Here is a 22218-nt window from a genome sequence, read left to right as displayed (position 1 = left end):
TAGATGGTCTATGTTTAATCACCAATATACAATTTAAGATTAATTTATGATTTTTAAGCGTTTTCATTCTATAAAGAGATTTTGATAAGAGATAGGAGGAATTGATTATGACAAAAAAATTACGCGTTGCCATCATCGGGTGCGGTGGAATTGCGAAGGGAAAGCACCTGCCAAGTCTGGCAAAGCTTTCACAGGTCGAAATGGTGGCATTCTGTGACATTGAAGAGGAGCGTGCTGTTGAGGCAGCTTCAAAATATGGAACCGAGAATGCTGCAATCTATGCGGATTATCAAGAACTGTTAAAGGATGAGTGTATCGATGTCGTCCATGTATGTACGCCTAATGATTCTCATGCTGATATTACAGTTGCCGCTTTGGAAGCAGATAAACATGTTATGTGCGAGAAACCTATGGCTAAAACAGCAGCAGATGCTAGAAGAATGGTAGAAGCAGCGAAACAGACTGGAAAGAAATTAACGATCGGCTACCAAAACCGTTTTCGTACTGACAGCCAATACTTGCAAAAGGTATGTGAACGCGGAGATCTAGGAGAAATCTATTATGCCAAGGCCCATGCAATTCGCCGTCGGGCGGTTCCAACATGGGGTGTATTCCTGGACGAAGAAAAGCAAGGCGGAGGTCCATTAATCGATATCGGAACGCACGCGCTCGATTTGACCCTGTGGATGATGAATAACTATAAGCCTAAAGCAGTTTTAGGAAGTACGTTCCATAAGCTTGGAAACAAGAAGGATGCGGCAAATGCTTGGGGATCTTGGGATCCGGACAAATTTAAGGTGGAGGATTCGGCCTTCGGATACATTACCATGGAAAATGGTGCAACGATTATGCTTGAATCTAGTTGGGCCATTAATATGCTGCAGACAGGAGAAGCCCAATGTACGCTGTGTGGGACAGAAGGCGGAGCAGATATGTGGGACGGCCTCCGTATTAATGGAGAGAATTTCAGCAAGTTGTATACAAATCACATCAATCTAGATGCTAAAGGTGTTGATTTTTATGACGGGGAAACGGAAAGTGCAGCAGAATTAGAGGCGAGATTGTGGATTGAAAGCATCATAAATAATACAGACCCAGTCGTGAAACCTGAGGAAGCCCTAGTGGTTACCGAAATTTTAGAAGCTATCTATAAATCGGCACAAACAGGAGAAGCGGTTTATTTTAATAAATAGCCTTCTGTTCCATTCCTTTGTTAAATGAATGGAATGGAAAAAAATTCATATTAATAGAATAATAATCAAAGATAAATAAAAATGACCCTGGTATATGATCAAACCAGGGTCATTTAATCGTTTATTAGGAAAAGTATGTGACGTTTAAATATTTTCTAGAAATCTATAACTTTCCTGTAAATATATATTGAATTTGGAATGGAAATCCATTAAAGTGAAAATGTAATCGCTTTCTTTTTTGTATTTGAAATCGATTACATAAAAAGAGAATATATTTTTAAAGGAGGGAAAAGGGGGGATTTTGTTTGGCAACCATTGCTGATGTAGCAAAAAGAGCAGGGCTATCAAGAGCTACCGTTTCAAGGGTGCTTAACAATCACCCAAATGTTACGGAAGATAAAAAGAGGTTAGTTCGTGAAGCAATGGAGTCGTTAAAGTATGTTCCAAACACAACAGCTCAGCGGCTTCGGAATCAAAGAACAGACACCATTGCCATACTAGTTCCAGTCCTTACAAATCCATTTTTTGCTTACTTACTGGAATCAATGGATATGGTAGCAACAAAGAACCATCTTCAGTTACTTATTTGTCAAACCAGATATAGCAAACAAAAAGAGCTGGATTTTCTGGAACTATTAAGAAGAAAACAAGTAGACGGTTTAATCTTAACCTCCTATGAAAATGAGTGGAGAAAAATTGAACCATTTGCAGAGTTTGGCCCCATGGTTTTATGTAATGAGTATGAAAGAAATACAAAAGTGCCAATCATTCGAATGGATCAATTTGAGGCCGGCTACATAGGAACACGGCACTTGATCGAACAAGGCCATGAAAGAATCGCATGCACCTGTGGCGATAAAAGTAACTTGGCTAAGGATAGACAAGCCGGGTACAGGAAAGCACTGGCGGAAAAAGGACTATTAGTTCTAGATGAATGGATATTTTCAAATGTATTCGACCTTGAAGATGGTAAAAGGGTTTTAAGAACGATGATGTATTTGAAAGAAGCACCTACAGCAGTTTTTACGGGAAGTGACCAAGTGGCGGCTGGAATGATTATGGCAGCAAAGTCGATAGGTAAAAGTGTGCCAGATGATATCGCAATCATTGGCTTTGATGACCAGCCAATCTGCAAAGTGGTAGAACCCGCTCTCACAACCATTAGACAACCCATTGAAGAACTTGGAAAAACAGCAATGGAAGTAATGATTGATCTTATTGCTTTTAAGAAAGAACTCAACCACCAAGAGATTCTATTACCCTATGATTTGGTAATTAGAGATTCAACAATGTCAAAATTGAAAACGATTTCAATATAGGGGGAAGAACATGAAAAAGTCTAATAAAGCCAAACTTTTAGCCGTATTTGCCACTTTATCCCTGGCACTTGCTGCCTGTAGTTCCGATCAAACAAGCACAAAAGAAAAGCCATCTGGTGACAAGACAAAGACCGCGGCCGAGCAAAAAGTAAAACTCGTGTATGCACGCGGAAAGGATGTTACAAAGGGAACAGAAAAAATGGTCGAAGCGTTTGAAGCAACTCATCCAAATATAGATATCGAGTTCAGGGAAATGCCATCCGATACAGGAAAGCAGCATGATGCATATATAACCGCTTTTAATGCAAAATCCTCTGAAATTGATGTTATTGATATGGATGTAATATGGCCTGCTGAATTTGCTCAAGCTGGCTATGTGCTTCCACTTGACCGCTTTATCCAGCAAGATGGAATTGACTTAAATGAATATAACCAGGGAGCTTTAGGTGCAGCCCAGTTTAACGGAAAACAATGGGCACTTCCTAAATTTGTTGATGCAGGGCTTCTTTTCTATCGAAAAGATTTGGTTAAAGCAGACGAGGTACCAAAGACGTGGGATGAGCTATTGGCAAAGGCAAAGGAAAAAAAGGGACAGGGCAACACCAAATTTGGTTATGTTTTTCAATCAAAACAGTATGAAGGACTGGTTTGTAATGCTGTAGAATTTGTTGCTTCTTATGGCGGAGCGTTTATCGATAAAAGTGGTAACGTAGCCGTAAATAGTCCTGAAGCAATCAAAGGTTTAAAGAAATTAGTAGAAGTGGCCAAGTCCGATGTAGTACCAGGAAACGTTACTACTTTTACTGAAGTGGAATCAGACCAGGCCTTTATTGAAGGTCAAACCGTGTTCTTACGTAACTGGCCATATGAATATGCAAGTGCTAACGACAAAGAAAAATCCAAAATAGTAGATCAGGTAGGCGTAGCACCGCTTCCAGCAGGTGACAAAGGATCGGCTGCGGCCCTAGGCGGCTGGATGGCTGGTATCAATAAGTATTCTAAACATCCTAAAGAAGCCTGGGAATTCTTAAAGTTCATGGCTGGTGCTGAAGGTCAAAAGATTGATGCCATTTATGGCGGACACGCCCCAACCATTACAAAGCTTTACCAAGATCAAGAAATTCTTAAAGCTAACCCAACTTTTGCTGATAAAGGCTTTGTAGATGGCTTAAGTGCAGCGGTTTCTCGACCAGTAGCTCCGAATTATCCGGAAATTTCCGAGATTATTCAAATTAATATATCAAAGGCAATTGCAGGGGAGCAGACTGTTGAACAAGCGGCTCAAACCATGGAAAAAGAAATGAAGGCAGCCCTTAATCAATAATAATAGCAGGTAGGGGATTAGCCTTCACCTCGAAGGCTAATCCGTTTTTATCCCTAAAAAGGAGGGGTTAACTTGAAAAATAATAACCTTAATATAAAAACAGATGATTATCAAACATCAGTTACAGATACTTCTATTACCCCGAAAAAGAAAAGAAAGAAACTCTTTACAGAGAAAACAGCAGGGTACTATCTTGTCGCACCAGCTATGATTTTAATTTTCCTCATTGCGATATGGCCTGTTCTGCAATCCTTTTATTTTAGTTTGTTTGATTTAAAATTAAACAATCCTACTAAATCGGAAGTTCACTTAAGTTATAATCTCGACTTAGAACGATATCTGAATAACTATCCGTTTTTAATTGGAACGATTGACAATGAAATCAAGAGTGGGAACGGCACCGAAGAGCTTCAAGCTATAAAAAATCAACTGCAATCATTAGATAAAGAGATTCAAAGCAAATCTGAAATCAGTTCAAAATATACTACCGTAAATGATAAGTTAATGAATTTTGAACAGGTGAACTCCGATATTAGCATTGCAAAGATTGATCGAACAATGGCAAAGGAATATGAAAAAACCACGTTAAACATTAATAAAAAAATCAAGGCATTGTCGGTTAAGGTTAAGTTTACGCAAGAGAAGAAACTTCTAGGTTTAGCCTCAGGATATGGCGATGCGCTCATTCAACCCAACTTTATCGGTTTACAACATTACAAAGATAATTTAACCTCAAGCAGAATGTGGAAAGCAATTGGAAATACTACTACATTTACCATCTTTTCTGTTTTTGTGGAACTAGTTTTAGGACTGGCTATTGCCCTATTAATCAATAAGGCTTTCATTGGAAGAGGGCTGATTAGGGCGAGTATTCTGATCCCATGGGCAATTCCGACCGCAGTATCTGCCCTTATGTGGAAGTTTTTATATGATGGGCAAAATGGGATTGTCGCCAAAATTTTCGCTGATTTCGGTTTAGTTGATAAGATGGAAAAACTTCTTGTAACAGATACAGGTGCGATGTTTTCAGTTATCTTTTCTGATGTTTGGAAGACTACTCCATATATGTCTTTACTGTTATTAGCAGGGCTTCAAACAATTCCAGACTCACTTTACGAAGCAGCTTCCATTGATGGAGCGGGAAAGTGGAAACAATTCACAAAAATTACTTTACCTTTGTTAAAGTCAAGCATACTTGTTGCACTTCTTTTTAGAACACTGGATGCATTCCGGGTTTTTGACTTAATTTACGTTCTAACCGGTGGCGGGCCTGCCAATTCCACTGAAACGATTTCTATCCTTGCCTATAAAGTGATGTTTTCTCAAACGAATTTTGGTGATGGATCTGCCCTCTCTGTCATTGTATTTATTTGTGTAGCCATCATTTCAATGATTTATATCAAATTTCTGGGTAGAGACCTGCTAAATGACAGATAAGGGAGTTCGACAGAACCCCATTTTTGAGGGAGGAATTTTAACATGCAGAAAAAAGCAAGTCCATTCTTTTATCTGTTTCTGATCGTCTTTGTATTTGTTGTCATGTTCCCATTTTTATGGATGCTGATTAGTTCAATAAAACCAGCAACTGAACTTTTCGGGGACAAGGCCTTTACTCCATATACTTCACATCCAACAATGGAGAACTATAAATCAGTCTTCTTTGAACATCCGTTTTTAAAATATTTATGGAACAGTACCGTAGTTTCAACGATTACAACTGTGTATGCCGTGACCGTTGCTTCGTTTGCTGCCTATGCGATTGCGAGACTTCAATTTAAAGGAAAAACATTTATTCTTGGGATTGTCCTATCTGTCTCGATGTTCCCACAAATTGCAACCATTACACCGATTTATATCTTTTTAAAGAACCTTGGACTAACCAACTCTTATTTAGGATTGATTATTCCTTATTCAACCTTTACGCTGCCGCTGTCGATTTGGATTCTAGTCACTTTTTTTCGTAAAATACCGCTGGATCTTGAAGAAGCAGCAAAAATTGATGGAGCTACTTTAATGCAAACTTATTGGAAGGTCATCATGCCGCTTGCCTTACCGGGAATCTTTACAACCGCTATCCTTGTTTTCATTGCCGCTTGGAATGAGTTCTTTTTTGCGCTTACCATTAATACTGATGATAAGTATAAAACCGTACCGATTGGAATTGCTATGTTCCAGGGACAGTTTACCATTCCATGGGGTGAAATTGCCGCCGCAACTGTAGTCGTAAGTGTACCATTAGTCATTATGGTTTTAATTTTCCAGCGGAGAATCGTATCCGGATTAACCTCGGGTTCAGTAAAAGAATAATAGCAAAATAGTATAGGTTTTAATTATATCATCTATGTTTAAATGCACCTTTGCCCTATAAGATTTAATCAATAAGCAATGTTTTTATTAAACTGCAACGCGAGCAGTAATACAGATAAAAAGGAAAATTACGATAAAAAGGAGAATTTGAAATGACGGGTAGAAACTATCATTTAGTTATTGTTGGTTATGGTGGAATGGGGAGTTACCATGCAAAGTTATTAAAAGATAACCAAAATATAAAGGTCGTTGGAACCTATGACATATCTGATGACAGAAAAGCAGTTTCCTTGGCAGACGGATACAAGGTTTATGAAAGTTTAGCTGCTGTTTTAGCTGATGATATCGTTGATTTTGTTCTAATTGCTACCCCTAATGATGTACATAAAGAAATCGCCATCGCTGCTTTAAACGCCGGAAAGAACGTAATTTGCGAAAAACCAGTTACTATCTACAGTAATGATTTGGTCGAGATTATGGAGACCGCAAAAATCAATGACCGTGAGTTTATTGTGCACCAAAACCGGAGATGGGACGAGGACTTTCTTACGGTTAAAAAGGTTTATGATGAGCAGACCATTGGAGATGTTTTTCATATCGAATCTCGGGTTCAAGGGGCAAATGGTATTCCAGGAGATTGGCGCCACTTGAAAGAGTATGGGGGCGGAATGCTGCTTGACTGGGGTGTCCATTTATTAGATCAGCTATTATTTATGGTTGATAGCAAAATTGCGAGTGTCTATGCTAACTTAAGTTATATTTTGGGAGACGAGGTTGATGATGGGTTTCAAGTGTTTATCACGTTTGAAAACGGAATCACCTCGATGGTGGAGGTTGGAACAACAAACTTCGTTCAATTGCCGCGTTGGTATGTAAAAGGGACAAAAGGTACCGCAGTCATTAATGATTGGGATATAAATGGTAAGATTGTGACTCAGAATTTGGGCGAGGTGGAAGCACCAAAACCAATTAAAGCGGGCCAGGGGTTAACGAAGACAATGGCTCCACCTTCAGAGAAAGCTGTAAGTACATCTAATTTGCCTAAGGCAGAAAAAACGATGGAGAGCTTCTATGAAAATGTTACTTCTGTAGTTGAAGGCAGGGCTGAACCGATTGTGAAAAATGAGGAAGTTTTGCGTGTTTTGCGATTAATGGAAACAATCTTTAAATCAGCTGAAACAAACGAAGTGATAAAAGACTTTGATCTTGTCACTTCAAAATGAGTTAAACCAAATCAAAAAAGCTAGAATGTTGGTTAGAGTGAGTCTAAGAACCTTCTAGCTTTTCTATTTTATATTCAAAAAATATAAAATTAACACTGAAAATTGTCCAGCTACAGCGCCCTAGCGGCTACTGTCCTTCGCGCTCCGCCCTACGATAAGTCAACACGAAAAAGCTGTCGCTCTTTGTGTTGACTTTATCTGAGCTGGAGCACTTAAGGTCAAACGCCGCTGACCAGGGCACTTGCGCTTTTCCTATTATTCGAGCCTGCGGTATGTTCCTGGAGCAACACCATACTTCTTTTTAAAAACGCGATGGAAATAGGGATAGGTGCCAAAGCCACAGTCTTCAGCAATCTGTTCAAGTGTTAAGGTAGTGTATTTCATTCGCTCCAGGCAAGCGGACAAGCGGATTTCCTGCGTGTACTCCATGATGGTTTTCCCGACACAGCTTTTAAAAAGATGAACCGATCTTGAGACACTAAGTCCCGCATATCGGGCCACATCCTCGACTTTAAACTGGGTTGTCGCATGCTCCTCAATGTACCGCATCATCCGTGTTACTGGAAAGGGATAATGATAGGAGGGAACGGTTTCACTTATAGCCCGTTCAAGCGTTATACAAAGCGCTCGGAGTAAATAGTCTGCAAGTTCTTCATTCACGCTTGAAACAGGGCGGCGTTTTTCAATAATAATTTGGTGCCACAAGAGCAGCAGTTTTTCGTCTAAGTCAATTTGGGAAACAGCCGGTTTAGTGGAGCGGTTCCACCACTCTTCGAGCCACCTTCCCTCGCAGACAATGTGATAGTCACCACTGATTTCTCCTTCCCTGACAAGGATTTCATAATGATCGCCAGGTTTAATAAGGAGTAAATCTCCCTTCTCCAGTTCCACCTTTTTTCCTTTAACAACTACCTCGCATACCCCCTCAGTTTGGAGGCGAAAAAGATAGGATGGGTACCCGGCTTTATGCTGGTCATGATATCCCTTTGTGTGATAGGAATAGCCGCAAAAAAGTATGTTTGTGGTCATAAGTTTCCTCTCAAAAAAAGTAGCAGAATAGTAGATGTTTTAATTATATCATCTATGTTTATCAGTAGAAATACAATATAAGATGAAATCATATAAGCTATGTTTTAGTAATGGAGGGATAAGGATGAGAAATATTCCAGTAGCGGTACAAATGTTTACTTTACGTGAAGAAAGTGCCAAGGATTTTGCAGGTACTTTAAAAAAGGTGGCAGCTCTTGGCTTTGACGGTGTTGAGCTTGCAGGTTTCCACGGATTAACAGCGAGTGAAGTAAAAGGTTTATTGGATGGGCTTGGACTGAAGACAGCTGCCTGCCATGTACCGCTTGAACAATTGGAGAGCAATCTGGTTCAAGTGATTGAAGATCAAAAAATATTAGGAAGTAAGTTTGTGGTTTGTCCCTATTTAATGCCGGAACGACGCAGTGAAAGTGACTACCAATCTCTAATTTCGTTCTTAGAACAAGCTGGTGAAATCTGCCGGCGTGAAGGAATTTCCTTATGCTATCATAATCACGATTTTGAACTTGTTCGTTTAGCCGATGGACGGAAGGTACTGGAAGCTATTTTTGATGAAACAACCCCTGATATAGTTAAAGCAGAGCTTGATATTTACTGGCTCACCAAAGCGGGCGAAAAGCCGGCAGAATGGATACAACGATATAAAAATCGGACCCCGCTTATTCATTTAAAAGACATGACGACAGATGAGGAGCAATTCTTTGCTGAACTCGGTACAGGCGGGGTTGACTTAGACGCTGTACTTAATATGGGTGAGCAGGCAGACATTCAGTGGTGGATTGTCGAGCAGGATGCAAGCCGTCGTTCGCCACTTGAAAGCGTTGAAATTAGTATGAATTTCTTAAAAACAAAGTTTCCGTATCTAGTAAATAAATAAAAATGTTCAATATTTTTCACCCTGTTTGTCAATGTAAGCAGTTTCAAATATTCTAGTAATCTTTAAAATAAAAGGTGGACAATGAAAAGGAGTGACCGATCATGTTGAAAGTAACGGTATGGAATGAACACCGTCATGAACAAAAAGATCCAGCTGTAAGAGATATTTACCCTGAAGGGATCCATGGAACAATCGCTGATTTCCTCCAGACTGAAGGATTTGATACAAGAACAGCGACTCTTGATGAGCCGGAACATGGTTTGACGGATGATGTATTACGCAGCACGGATGTATTAGTTTGGTGGGGGCATCTCGCACATAGTGAGGTAAAAGATGAAATCGTGGAGAAAGTCCGCCAGCGTGTTCTTGAAGGAATGGGACTAATTGTGCTTCATTCCGGTCATTTTTCAAAAATCTTTAAGACATTAATGGGTACAAGCTGTGATTTAAAATGGCGCGAAGCGGGTGAAAAGGAACGTCTTTGGGTCGTGAGTCCAAGCCATCCAATTACAGAAGGAATCCCTGAATATATTGAATTAGAACATGAAGAAATGTATGGTGAGCATTTTGATATCCCACAGCCAGATGAACTAATTTTCACCAGCTGGTTTGAAGGCGGCGAAGTATTCCGCAGCGGTTGTACATATAGACGCGGAAACGGTAAAGTATTTTACTTCAGGCCTGGTCATGAAACATATCCAACTTACCATAATAAACAAATTCAGCGTGTCATTATTAATGCGGTGAAATGGGCTGAGCCTGTAAAACGTGAACGGCCCGTATACGGAAATTCTAAACCAATCGAGATCATTAAGGGTGGAATATAATATGAAAAAGTTAAAGATCGGCGTAATTGGCTGCGGCAGTATTGCCCAGCACCGTCATTTACCTGAATACCAAGTGAATTCTAATGTAGAGCTTGTAGCTGTTTGTGATATCAATCAAGAGCGGGCAATCGAAGTAGCCGAAAAATACGGTGTTCTTTCCTATACAGATTATAACGAGTTGCTGAAAAGCGGTGAGGTGGACGCGGTGAGTGTTTGTACACCAAACTACCTTCATGCACCGATCACGATAGCTGCCTTAGAGGCAGGTTTGCATGTTTTATGTGAAAAACCAATGGCCACCTCTAAAGAAGAAGCTGAAGCGATGATAGCTGCAGCGGAAAAAAGCGGAAAAACATTAATGATCGGTCATAATCAGCGCTTTGTGCCTTCACACCAAAAAGCCCGTGAGTTAATTGCAAACGGTGAGGCCGGCAAAATTTATAGCTTTCGTACAGCGTTCGGTCACGGCGGTCCAGAAGGCTGGAGTGTAGACGGAAAAGAGAGCTGGTTTTTCGAAAAAGAAAAAGCATTTGTTGGCGCCATGGGTGACTTAGGTGTCCATAAAACCGATTTACTCCGCTATATATTAGGGGAAGAAATAGTTGAAGTCGGTTCTTTTGTTGAGACGAATGCCAAGAAGTTCGCCGATGTGGATGACAATGCGGTTTGTGTACTGAAAACAGAAAGCGGCATCATTGGTACACTTGCAGCCAGCTGGGCGTATGTCAGCAAGGAGGACAACTCTACGATTATCTATGGCGAGAAGGCCATTCTTCGTTTGGAGGACGATCCGGTTAATTCTCTTGTTGTACAGTATGCCACTGGAGAAGTAGTTAAGTATGAACTTGGAAAAATCCAATCGAACGACGCTGGCGGTCAGAATAATTCCCACGTGATCGAACATTTTGTAAATGCTGTTCTGCTTGATCAGGAGCCGCTTGTAACTGGTGAGGAAGGAATGAAGTCACTAGAGGTAATTTTAGCGGCCCTTAAGTCAAACGAGACGAAGCAAATTGTTCAATTAAGATAATATTTTAGGTGACATTTATAAATAAGAGTTGGCCGCAAAGGAATGCAGCCAACTCAGTTCTTTTTTAAAAAGATATGATAAGGTACCACAGTTTAAAAAAAGTGAGGAGATATTGATATGAAACTAGGCGTCTTTACTGTCTTATTTGCTGAAAAAACATTTGAGGAAATGTTGGATACTGTTCAAAAAGCTGGTTTACATGCGGTTGAAATCGGAACCGGCTGCTACCCTGGGAGCAATCACTGCGATTTAGATTTATTATTGGAGAATGAAGAGGCAAGACGTGAATATATTCAAAAAGTGGAGGATCGCGGCTTAATCATCAGTGCGTTCAGCTGCCATGGGAATCCAATTTCCCCAGAAAAAGAATTTGCTGAAAGCTCACATGAAACACTCATAAAAACAATTAAATTGGCATCTTTACTGAATGTACCAGTAGTAAATTGTTTTTCGGGAACAGCAGGTGATCATGAAGGAGCAAAGTATCCGAACTGGCCTGTTACCCCGTGGCCAAATGAATATGGTGACGTCAAAAAATGGCAATGGGAAGAAAAGCTGATTCCATATTGGAAGGAAGTTGGCCAATTTGCTCAAGACAATAATGTCAAAATTGGACTTGAACTACATGGCGGCTTTTTAGTTCATACCCCATATACGTTGTTAAAATTACGTGAAGAAACCTGTGATGCCATTGGAGCTAACTTAGACCCAAGTCACTTATGGTGGCAGGGAATTGATCCAGTAGCTGCGATTAAGATTCTAGCAAAAGAAAATGCAATCCATCATTTCCATGCAAAGGACACCTACATTGATCAAGAAAATGTGAATATGTATGGGTTAACGGATATGCAGCCCTATGGAGACGTGCAGACACGGGCTTGGACGTTCCGTTCAGTAGGCTGCGGCCATGGTTTAAAAGAATGGTCTGATATGATGAGTGCTCTTCGCACATATGGCTATGATTATGTGGTCAGCATTGAGCATGAAGATCCAATCATGTCGATTAATGAAGGTTTCACAAGAGCAGTTACTAATTTGAAATCTGTCTTGATTGAGGAATCTGTTTCTCAAATGTGGTGGGTATAACAGCTAAGAAAAACGTCAATGAAGAATCAGAGGTGTAACATGAATAAAAAGTGGTGGAAAGAAAGCGTTGCTTATCAGGTTTACCCAAGAAGCTTTATGGATAGCAATGGGGATGGGATTGGCGACTTAAAAGGTGTTACTTCCAAGTTAGATTATTTAAAAGAACTTGGCATCGATGTGATTTGGTTATCGCCAATGTTTAAATCTCCAAATGATGATAATGGCTATGATATCTCCGATTATCAAGATATTATGGATGAGTTTGGAACGATGGCTGATTTTAATGAACTCCTTGAAGGTGTTCATCAACGCGGGATGAAAATGATATTAGATTTGGTTATAAACCATACAAGTGACGAGCATCCTTGGTTCATTGAGTCGCGCTCTTCCAAGGATAATCCAAAGCGTGATTGGTACATTTGGAGAGACGGTAAAGATGGTAAGGCACCAAATAACTGGGAATCTATTTTTAGCGGACCGGCATGGAGATACGATAAAGAAACAGAACAATATTTCATGCACATCTTTTCACCACGCCAGCCGGATTTAAACTGGGAAAATCCTGAAGTCAGAAATGCATTATATGACATGGTCAATTGGTGGCTCGATAAGGGAATAGATGGATTCCGTGTGGATGCGATTTCTCACATAAAAAAGGAACCCGGATTCCCCGATATGCCGAACCCTGAGAATCTAGACTTTGTCCCATGCTTTCCGAAAATGATGAACGTGGACGGGATTGATGAGTTCCTAACTGAATTCTCACAAAAAACGATTAAAAACTACGACATTATGACAGTTGGGGAAGCAAACGGTGTTGGGTTGGACGATGCGGATAAATGGGTTGGGGAAGACAATGGCTACTTCAATATGATCTTCCAATTTGAATTTTTAGGCCTCTGGGAAAAGGATGCAGAAGACCGTGTTAACGTACGTGCATTGAAGAAGAATCTGACAAAATGGCAAAAAGGATTAGAAGGTAAGGGTTGGAATGCTCTATTTATTGAAAACCATGACCAGCCGCGCCGCGTTTCAAGCTGGGGTAATGACCGCAAGCTTTGGAAAGAAAGTGCGAAAATGCTGGGTGCCTTATATTTCCTCATGAAAGGAACGCCATTTATATATCAAGGACAGGAAATAGGCATGACCAATGTCCAGTTCCCTTCGATTGAAGATTATAATGATGTTGGAATGCTTAACTATTATAAGGTTGAAACAGCAAGTGGCCGTTCCCATGATGAGATTATGGAGATTATTTGGAAACAGTGCCGTGATAATGCTCGGACGCCGATGCAATGGAATGCTTCCAATATGGGAGGATTTACTTCCGCAAATCAAACCTGGCTGGGGATTAATCCAAATTATCAAGAGATTAATGTTGAGTCGCAAATAAATGACCCTGACTCTATTTTATCATTCTACAAAAAGTTAATTCGACTACGGAAAGATAACCCGCTATTTGTATATGGAACTTACGAGCTGTTTCTACCAAACCACAAACATTTATTTGTTTACACCCGTCGTCATGGAAGTCGTCAAGCGATTGTGATTAATAACTTTAGGGAGAAAGCAACTATGTTTAAAGTTCCAACAAGTATCTCCTATACGAGTTCTGAATTGGTATTAAATAATTATGACACAGCAGACAAGAAATTAAGAAGAGAATTTACCCTTAAGCCTTATGAAACAAGAGTATATTTGTTGAAATAAAACTAGGGCCCTTTTTATATTCTAAAATACAAAAGACGATTCGAAAATCGAATCGTCTCTTTTAACTTCCTATTAGGCAGCTGCTTTTGGTTTTTCAGTGTGAGCATTTTTGTTACCCAATTTTCTAAAGAAAGGAACTACCCAGCGGTCTAGGCCGATTCTGCCAGCGTTGTAGCCAGCAGTTAAGATAATGAAGCCTAAGAAAATGTCTCTAGGGTTGTGAGATACTGTACCTGCTAAGAAGAAAGAGAAGTTCATCAATAGACCAAAAAACATTGCTGTAGTTGTTAAGCAGCCAAGAATTAAGCCTAAACCAATTAATGTTTCGCCCCAAGGAACCATAACGTTAAAGATATCAACGTTTGGCAATGCAATGTGTTTTAGGAAGTCTACATACCAGCCAAACACGACTGCGCCGTCCGGGCCTTTTACAGGATTCGCAATTGCTCCTTTTAAAAATCCAGAAGCATCGAAGCCGCCACTCGTTAATTTTCCAATTCCTCCAGAGATCCAAGAATATCCAAGATATACACGTAAAACAGTAAGGATGACTGCTGCAATTTTATTTTCTCTTAAAAATTTGTTAAACATAAATGATTCCGCCCTTCAAATTTTGTTTGTTCTTTATGGTTCTACTATATTCCCTTTCTCACTTTAAAAACATGGGTATAGTGATAAGTTCAAAGTTTGTTCGAAATGTTATGGCAAACTTTTGAACGTCTAATTTTTCGGCTGTTTAAGAAATAATCAAAGTAAAGCTGGCTTAGAAAGCCAATACCCGCTAATCAAATAGAATCTCTATTTATGAAATAAAAAAAGTGGCAGCCAGTTCATTTTGAACTGATTGCCACTTTTTGTTTATATCGAAAGTTCCACTTTTGCGGCCTTGCGTCGCTCCCATGGTTTCATAAACCAGCGTTTTAATGCGAAACAACCGCGCAGCCACTCATCAGCACCCTGAGCAAGCCAAACACCTAATAATCCAAGTCCATAGTGCACTCCAAGCAGGTAGCTGAGGGAGACGGCAATTCCCCACATTGACAGTACGCCAATCATCACTGGGAAACGAACATCACCCGCTGATTTAAGTGAATTCATCAAAATAATATTCATCGCTCTGCCTGGTTCTACAAAGACAATGGCCCATAAGACAGGGAGGCCAACAGCGATAATTTCAGGGTTTTTTGTAAAAGATTCTAGTAAAGGCGACCCAATCAAAGCAATTATTAGCGAAGTTAAGGTCGAGGCAGCCATGGCAATTTTCAAGGTCTTTATGCCTCGCTTTAAAGCCCGGTCATACTGCCTTCCGCCAATGTACCGAGCCACTAACAACTGTGTCCCTTGGCCGATTGCCACTGTAAATAGAAAACAAATATAGTTTATATTTAAGACATAGACACGTGCCGCAAGGGAAGCGGTACCCATGGATACAACAAAGCTAGTAATAATCAACTGTGAGAATTGATAGGAAAGATTCTCACCCGCTGAGGGGATCCCAATACCCAGCAGCCCCTTAATATCTTCTTTTTTAGCCGTCATAACATCTTTTAATTCCAGCTTTAAAGCCAGCCGGTTATATACAAGATATAGTAAAGCACAAACGGCAAAGGCACGAGCCGCCACAATCGCCCAAGCCACACCTGTCACACCGGTAATGGGCAACCCAAAAATTCCCGAAATAGCAAGGATATTTCCGCCTATACTAATAAAATCCATCATCATCGTTACGAACATTGATTCTTTTGTATACCCATGGCTGCGTAGGATAGCACTTAATGCAAGAGAAATGGATTCAAAAAAGAGCGAGATTCCGCATATACGAAGGAAGGTCAGTCCGTAGTCATATACTTTTCCATGGATATCAAATAGTTGTAAAAGCTGTTCACCGAAGAAGAAAACGATGAATGCCACAAAGAGGCCGAACCAAACGTTCAGTCCAAATACCGTACGCCCTAATTGCCTAGCGCCTTTCAAACGGCCGGCACCGAGTTTTTGGCTGATTAAAACGGTTCCTCCAATCGAAGTCACGTTAAAGACGAGAATAAATATATTTAATAGCTGATTGGCAACTCCTACACCGGCAGCCGCTGAATCCGAGAAATGCCCCAACATGAAGGTCGCAATAATACCGATTCCCATATGCAGGGAAAGTTCAATAAAAAGCGGCCATGAAATACTGAATAGGGATTGTTCTTGATATTTATAAGATTTTTCCTCCAAAGTTTTATACTCCTTTGCTCTAGTAACTTATTCAAACATAACTTCCATTGTACACCCAACTGACTGATAAAAGTAGTGGAAATCTCACTCGGGTCTCTCTTACCATATTCGATTTAGGCTTGTATAAGACGTTATGAAAAAAATGCTGACTCCTTTAATTTGAGAGTCAGCTAGTCTTGAAAACAGTGAATAAATTTAGCCGTTTTATTGCCCCCACTTCATGGCAACGGTTAAGGTGCAGCAGTTCATCGGCTGTTGCTGAGTAGCTTGCGTCGTTAGGGTGAAGTTTACGCCGGTCGGTGTAAATTTAGTTATAACTGGGACTTTTAGACCAATTGTTTTAATTAATTGATCGACTTCAGCATTTTTTCCTTGCTGTGCTGCATTCATTACTTTCTGTGCAAATGATGCATTTCCTAACCGGTCTAACAGGATACTTCCTTGTGCCATTAACAGCCGAAATGATTTGACCGACCCTTCAAAGATTTTCGTATCGACTGGGGGATACATACGAGGAATTGGATAGTTGACGGTATATGGCGGGTATACCGGCATGGGAGGAACAACCGGATAATGAAAAGGGTTGTAGTACATGGTGTCTCTCCTTCCATAATTAAAAAACAAGACAATATACGGTATGAAAAATGGGGGACTTTTGTTCCACGTGGGTAGTATGGGTACGAACAGGGAGGATAATGAGTGTAGGGTTGTATTTATTAAAATTCTCCTATTGTTATTTAAATGGGGGAATGAACTAAAATCGAATGATAAAGTTATTTAAGAGGAGAGTGATTAACATTAATCAGGCAATTGTTTTATTTATTCTAGCTGGACTTGCTGAGATTGGCGGCGGGTACTTGATTTGGCTGTGGCTGCGTGAGGATAAGCCATGGTGGTTTGGAATTCTAGGCGCAATTGTCCTAGTCCTATACGGCGTAATTCCCACGTTTCAAAAATTTCCTTCGTTTGGAAGGGTGTATGCTGCATATGGGGGAGTCTTTATTCTTCTAGCAATACTCTGGGGATGGGGAATCGATAAAAAGACCCCTGATGTATATGATTGGATTGGTGCGTTGATTTGTTTGATTGGTGTTACGGTGATCCTTTGGGCCCCGAGACATTAAAATGTTTTAATTTTTCGATTTACGAAGTTTTTTTCATTCCCGCTAAAGAAATTATGGTATCCTTTGGTAGGGAGGAGATTTACATGCTGCAAAGTTTAAATAAACGACTTGTTAAAATTATGCCGTTAATCACTCCAGTTAGTGTGATTTTAGGCGTTCTCTTAAGCACTTATATAAAAGATTTTTCTTATTTAATTCCTTGGATTTTTGCCTTTATGACTTTTGAAGGTAGTTTAAGTTCAAATTTCCGATCGTTAAAGGATGTCATTACACATCCATTCCCAATATTTCTAGCGTTGATGATTTTACATGTCTTTATGCCGCTTTGGGCCTGGGGGATTGGACATGCTGCTTTTTCGGGAGATGCATATACCATCACTGGTCTTGTTCTCGGCATGGTCATTCCAACGGGTGTCACAAGTTTCATTTGGGTATCGATCTATAAAGGAAATATTCCCTTGGTTTTATCCGTTATTTTAATTGATACTTTATTATCACCGTTTGTTGTTCCATTAACTTTGACATTATTTATCGGTCAAAAAGTCGACATGGATACAATTAGTATCATGAAAGGTATGTTGGGAATGGTGGTGATCCCGTCATTGATTGGGATGACTTTAAACCAGCTTACAAAGGGGAAGGTGAAAGAACAAATAGGGCCAAATCTTGCCCCTTTTTCAAAACTTTGTTTAGGTATTGTTGTGATGCTGAATGGTGCTGTTGTGGCACCTTATTTGAAAAATTTTAGCCTTAAGCTGGTTAGTATTATAGTAGTTGTCTTTTTCATTGCCTTAACGGGGTATTTGTTTTCCTTCTTTATTGGACGCTTGATGAAAAGAGGACAAGGAACTGTTATCACTTTGACGTTTACAGGCGGGATGAGAAATATTAGTGCCGGTGCAGTTTTAGCAGTCTCCTTTTTTCCCGCAGCGGTAGCGGTTCCGGTTGTGGTTGCGATGCTATTCCAGCAAGTTCTGGCTTCGTTAAATGGTCATTTTGTTGAGCGTTATTATAGTAAAAAAGCCGTTGATAATCAGGAATCGATTGCGTTATAAATCGGAAGGAGGGTGTCCCAAAAGTATAACTTTTGGGGGCATCCTCTTTTTGAGCATAAAAAAATAAGAAAATCGTTCCTTTTGATATAATTTAGTCACCACAACAAATTATCAGAAAGGAATGATTTTCTTATGTACAAACAGTATAACACGAACCAATTAACTCTTACAATGGACATTCAAGTTTTGATACCCCAACATCATCTCGCACGTTTAATCGACTTGCGGTCGACAAAATCAATCCTACTATTTTCTCATCCATGTATCCGGGTGGAGGTCGACCTCCCTACCATCCTCAAATGATGTTAAAAGTTATTCTTTATGCATATTCCATTCGTATTTACTCTTCTAGACAAATCGCAAAGCAACTGAAGGAGAACATAATCTTTATGTGGCTTTCGGGTGAGCAACAACCAGATTTCCGTACCATTAACCGTTTCCGTTCTGAACGGATGAAAGAGGTTATTTATGAAACCTTCTTTTCCGTCGTTGACCTCCTTCATGAAGAAGGTTTAGTGAAACTGGAGGATTATTTCCTGGACGGTACCAAGATTGAGGCGAATGCAAATAAGTATACCTTTGTGTGGCGTAAATCTACTGAAAAATATGATAAGAAACTCGATGAGAAATTTCAACAAATTGTATTAGGCATCGAACAAGTCATGAAAGAAGACGAAGAAGCAGAACAGAATCTAGACTTGGAGGAAAAATTAGAAGAATCATCGATTACTTCCGAGAAAATCGCTGATACCGTGAAAAAATTGGAGGAAAGACTGGAACGGGATCCTAAGAACAAACCATTAAAGAAAGCGAAGCGTCAGTTAGAAAAGGATCTTCTGCCTCGAAAACAAAAGTACGAGGAACAAAAGGCAACGTTCGGAGAACGCAACAGCTATTCCAAGACGGATAATGATGCAACCTTTATGAGAATGAAAGAGGACCATATGAAGAATGGCCAGCTTAAACCAGGCTATAATGTACAAATTGGAACGGAAAATCAATTCATCATTGGATTCAGCCTTCATCAACGTGCTGGAGATCCTGGCTGCCTGATTCCCCATTTAGATCTATTGGAGAAGTATAATCGTCCAAAACCAAAGTCCGTTATTGCTGATTCCGGTTATGGAAGTGAAGAAAATTATACCCATTGTGAAAAAGCAGAAATTGAGGCATTGATCAAATATAACACGTTCGATGAAGAACAAACAAAGGCATGGAGACAACAAATCGGACGTGTCGAAAATATGACCTATGATGAAGAGCTTGATGAGTGGATTTGTTCAAATGGCAAACGCCTTATCTTCCAATATGAAAGTCGAAAAAAATCAGACAATGGGTACGATTCCGTCAAACGAACGTATCGATGTACGGAGTGCTTTAACTGCCCGTTCCAAACTTCCTGTGCCAAAAATAAAGATACAAAGACCGTCCAGGTTTCGGTTGAAAACCAAAAACAAAGAAAGGAAGTACGGGAGCGTTTGTCGACTGAAGAAGGAGAACGAAAATACCGGAAAAGAAAAATCGAAGTAGAGCCGGTGTTTGGACAAATTAAACACAATCAGGGGTTCAAGAGGTTTGCGTTAAGAGGCCTATCCAAAAATACGACGGATTGGGGTCTTATTTGTGTTGCACATAATTTAATGAAGTGGCAATCCACTTCCAAAAAACAATTGAAAATAGCAAAAAAATAGAGGGGAAATTCCCTCTCACACCATCCGAATTTTCAAATTATCCCAAAAAAACTGAAAGAGAAAAAAAACTGACCCAAAAGAGTCGTTATTCAACGACCTTTTGGGTCAGCTTCTTTTTATTAAAGATTAAGGAAGTATAAAATTGACTTTGAAAATTGTCCAGCTCCAGCGCCCTAGCGGCTAGTGTCCTTCGCATTCCGCCATACGATAAGTCAACATCGAATCGCTACCGCTCTTCGTGTTGTCTAGCTCCAGCGCCTAGGGGCTCGGGGTCATAAGCCAATCCGTCAAGAAGGCTAAAGAGCAGCCTTCTCGCCGGCTCGTCTTATGCCTGTCGCCCCTGATCAAGGCGCCTCCGCTTTTCGACTTTCCTTTATCTTGGTTGGAGTGCTCCAGGCCATACGCCGCTGACCAGGGCGCTTGCGCTTTTCTTATGCATCTATCCCAATATGCTTGAATGCTGAAACCTGGAATAACCCCTGGTCCGTCAGTTTTAACTCGGGAATAACCGGAAGAGATAAAAAGGATAGGGTTAAAAATGGATTAAGGTGGTCGTTTGCTCCAATCTTCTTAAGAGCAAGATTGATCTCGTTTAGCTTGCCGTACACTTCCTCGTAAGGGAGATCAGACATTAGACCCGCAATAGAAAGCTCCAAAGAGGCAGTCACTTCGCCTTGATTAACAACAACCATGCCACCCTGCATATGTTTGATCGCGTTTGCGGCGACAACCATATCATGATTATTAGTGCCTGCAATGATGAGGTTATGAGAATCGTGGGCGATAGTGGTCGCGATGGCCCCCGATTTTAGACCCAAACCTTTCACAATACCCAAACCAATTGCCCCTGTCAGATGATGTCGTTCAATAACAGCCAGCTTTAATTGATCAGCTTTAATGGATGGTCGAAATAATCCAAGTTCACAGGTATCCACCTTTTCTATTTGTTGAATGGTTACCAAACTGTTAGGGATAATTTCAATAATATTCGCTTTCGTACCCTTTAAAAGGAACTGAAAACTATCCTCTTCAAGCTCGTGAAAGCGAACAGATTCTCTTATTGATGCTGGGATAGGGGGATTTGGATTTTCTTGTACATTGAGCAGCAAGCCATCCTTGACAACCGCAAGTCCATCTTTATATACATCCGTTATTTGGATGGTTTCGAGGTTATCAAAAAGGATGAAATCCGCTTTGTAACCGGGGGCAATAGCTCCTTTATCTTCAAGGCCAAAACATTCGGCCGCATTAATGGACGCCATTTGAATGGCAGTTATTGGGGAGATCCCGGAGGCAATCGCCAGCCGAACATTGTGGTCAATACTGCCTTCCTGCACAAGATCGTCTAGGTGCTTATCATCCGTTACAAACAGGCAGCGCCTGGCATTATGCTCATTCACAACAGAAATTAACTGATGTAAGTCCTTAGCAACCGTCCCTTGACGAATCATCAAGTACATTCCTCTGCGAAGGCGCTCTCTTGCTTCATCAGCAGTTGTACTTTCATGATCAGTTCGAATACCCGCGGACATATATACGTTTAAATCATTAGCTTTTAGTCCAGCAGCATGACCATCGATTTTTTTTCCAAAAAGCTTTGCATCAGATATTTTATTGATCATATCTGGGTCTGCATTTACCACAGCTGGGTAATTCATTACTTCTGCTAACCCCAGGACACGCGGATGATGATAAAAAGGCTTTAAATCCTCAGCCATAAGAATGGCACCGGAATGTTCGAAGGCGGTTGCCGGTACACAGGAGGGAAGCATAAAGTAAAAGTCAAAAGGAAGGTCCTCCGTAGAATCCAGCATATATTGAAGACCTGCCACTCCTGAGACATTCGCAATTTCATGGGGATCCGCAATCACGGTCGTAATTCCATGAAGGAGGAGGACTTTGGCGAATTCCCCGGCTGTTACTGTAGAGGATTCAATATGGACATGACCATCAATGAACGCTGGAGATACATAACAGCCATTTGCATCAATGATATTTTTTCCGCTATATTTTCCTATTCCTGCAAAATATCCGTCTACAATCGCAATGTCAGCTTCGATGATTTCACCGTTAAAGACATCAATTATTTTTCCATTCTTAATGACGGTATCTGCCAGTTCTTTTCCAGATGCCACAGAGATTCTTCTTTCTAATTGATTTCTCTCCATCTTCAACATCCTCTTTT

General features: G+C 40.4%; 18 protein-coding genes and 1 pseudogene. 14 read left to right on the top strand and 5 right to left on the bottom strand.

Annotation, left to right across the window (positions count from 1 at the left end; translation table 11 throughout):
* Window positions 1–107: 107 nt before the first annotated feature.
* The 6 genes from ACZ9EE_RS12070 (at window position 108) to ACZ9EE_RS12045 (ending at window position 7366) form a co-directional block, all read left to right on the top strand.
* Window positions 108–1193 (top strand): Gfo/Idh/MocA family protein, encoded by a 1086-nt coding sequence (locus ACZ9EE_RS12070; protein WP_476027367.1) that lies wholly within the window; start codon window positions 108–110, stop codon window positions 1191–1193.
* 305 nt (window positions 1194–1498) lie between these two features.
* Window positions 1499–2512 carry a LacI family DNA-binding transcriptional regulator gene (locus ACZ9EE_RS12065; protein ID WP_476027365.1) on the top strand — a complete coding sequence of 338 codons (1014 nt, stop codon included), beginning with the start codon at window positions 1499–1501 and terminating at the stop codon, window positions 2510–2512.
* 10 nt (window positions 2513–2522) lie between these two features.
* Complete coding sequence (locus ACZ9EE_RS12060) at window positions 2523–3836, top strand: ABC transporter substrate-binding protein (protein ID WP_476027363.1); 1314 nt, start codon at window positions 2523–2525, stop codon at window positions 3834–3836.
* Window positions 3837–4043: 207 nt separating this feature from the next.
* Window positions 4044–5273, top strand: coding sequence for a carbohydrate ABC transporter permease (locus tag ACZ9EE_RS12055; protein WP_476032937.1), 1230 nt, complete (start codon window positions 4044–4046; stop codon window positions 5271–5273).
* Between the two features lie 42 nt (window positions 5274–5315).
* A complete protein-coding gene (locus ACZ9EE_RS12050) occupies window positions 5316–6143 on the top strand; it encodes a carbohydrate ABC transporter permease (protein WP_476027361.1) in 828 nt (275 codons plus the stop codon).
* A 152-nt stretch (window positions 6144–6295) separates the two neighbouring features.
* Window positions 6296–7366: a Gfo/Idh/MocA family protein gene (locus tag ACZ9EE_RS12045; protein WP_476027359.1), complete on the top strand. Its 1071-nt coding sequence runs from the start codon at window positions 6296–6298 to the stop codon at window positions 7364–7366.
* Between the two features lie 255 nt (window positions 7367–7621).
* Here the strand turns inward: ACZ9EE_RS12045 and ACZ9EE_RS12040 are convergent, their stop codons facing one another.
* Entirely contained in the window at window positions 7622–8395 is a 774-nt protein-coding gene (locus ACZ9EE_RS12040) for an AraC family transcriptional regulator (protein WP_476027357.1), read from the bottom strand.
* A gap of 124 nt (window positions 8396–8519) precedes the next feature.
* Here ACZ9EE_RS12040 and ACZ9EE_RS12035 point away from each other — a divergent pair, with 124 nt between their 5' ends.
* The 5 genes from ACZ9EE_RS12035 (at window position 8520) to ACZ9EE_RS12015 (ending at window position 13943) form a co-directional block, all read left to right on the top strand.
* On the top strand, window positions 8520–9290 hold the full coding sequence (locus tag ACZ9EE_RS12035) for a sugar phosphate isomerase/epimerase family protein (RefSeq protein WP_476027355.1): 771 nt from the start codon (window positions 8520–8522) through the stop codon (window positions 9288–9290).
* 101 nt (window positions 9291–9391) lie between these two features.
* Window positions 9392–10117 carry a ThuA domain-containing protein gene (locus tag ACZ9EE_RS12030; RefSeq protein WP_476027353.1) on the top strand — a complete coding sequence of 242 codons (726 nt, stop codon included), beginning with the start codon at window positions 9392–9394 and terminating at the stop codon, window positions 10115–10117.
* Window position 10118: 1 nt separating this feature from the next.
* On the top strand, window positions 10119–11147 hold the full coding sequence (locus tag ACZ9EE_RS12025) for a Gfo/Idh/MocA family protein (RefSeq protein WP_476027351.1): 1029 nt from the start codon (window positions 10119–10121) through the stop codon (window positions 11145–11147).
* Between the two features lie 117 nt (window positions 11148–11264).
* A complete protein-coding gene (locus tag ACZ9EE_RS12020) occupies window positions 11265–12233 on the top strand; it encodes a sugar phosphate isomerase/epimerase family protein (protein ID WP_476027349.1) in 969 nt (322 codons plus the stop codon).
* Between the two features lie 39 nt (window positions 12234–12272).
* Window positions 12273–13943, top strand: coding sequence for an alpha-glucosidase (locus ACZ9EE_RS12015; RefSeq protein WP_476027347.1), 1671 nt, complete (start codon window positions 12273–12275; stop codon window positions 13941–13943).
* A 72-nt stretch (window positions 13944–14015) separates the two neighbouring features.
* On the opposite strand, the gene ACZ9EE_RS12010 is transcribed toward ACZ9EE_RS12015, so the two are convergent.
* The 3 genes from ACZ9EE_RS12010 to ACZ9EE_RS12000 all read right to left on the bottom strand — a co-directional run bounded on the left by ACZ9EE_RS12010 (window position 14016) and on the right by ACZ9EE_RS12000 (window position 16757).
* Window positions 14016–14534 (bottom strand): DoxX family membrane protein, encoded by a 519-nt coding sequence (locus ACZ9EE_RS12010; protein ID WP_476027345.1) that lies wholly within the window; start codon window positions 14532–14534, stop codon window positions 14016–14018.
* A gap of 267 nt (window positions 14535–14801) precedes the next feature.
* Window positions 14802–16163, bottom strand: coding sequence for an MATE family efflux transporter (locus ACZ9EE_RS12005; protein WP_476027342.1), 1362 nt, complete (start codon window positions 16161–16163; stop codon window positions 14802–14804).
* Between the two features lie 204 nt (window positions 16164–16367).
* Complete coding sequence (locus tag ACZ9EE_RS12000; RefSeq protein ID WP_476027341.1) at window positions 16368–16757, bottom strand: YuzC family spore coat inner layer protein; 390 nt, start codon at window positions 16755–16757, stop codon at window positions 16368–16370.
* Between the two features lie 170 nt (window positions 16758–16927).
* Here ACZ9EE_RS12000 and ACZ9EE_RS11995 point away from each other — a divergent pair, with 170 nt between their 5' ends.
* From ACZ9EE_RS11995 to ACZ9EE_RS11985, 3 genes and pseudogenes are all read left to right on the top strand, one after another.
* A complete protein-coding gene (locus tag ACZ9EE_RS11995; protein WP_476027339.1) occupies window positions 16928–17287 on the top strand; it encodes a YnfA family protein in 360 nt (119 codons plus the stop codon).
* Between the two features lie 83 nt (window positions 17288–17370).
* Window positions 17371–18342, top strand: a complete 972-nt coding sequence (locus ACZ9EE_RS11990; RefSeq protein ID WP_476027337.1) for a bile acid:sodium symporter family protein — start codon at window positions 17371–17373, stop codon at window positions 18340–18342.
* 132 nt (window positions 18343–18474) lie between these two features.
* Window positions 18475–20033 (top strand): annotated as a pseudogene (locus ACZ9EE_RS11985) (IS1182 family transposase).
* A gap of 431 nt (window positions 20034–20464) precedes the next feature.
* Here the strand turns inward: ACZ9EE_RS11985 and ade are convergent.
* Window positions 20465–22201 carry an adenine deaminase gene (gene ade, locus ACZ9EE_RS11980; RefSeq protein WP_476027335.1) on the bottom strand — a complete coding sequence of 579 codons (1737 nt, stop codon included), beginning with the start codon at window positions 22199–22201 and terminating at the stop codon, window positions 20465–20467.
* Between the last annotated feature and the right edge of the window lie 17 nt (window positions 22202–22218).

It is taken from the genome of Bacillus sp. URHA0034, assembly GCF_056280405.1.
This window is presented reverse-complemented; position numbering and strand designations above follow the sequence as displayed.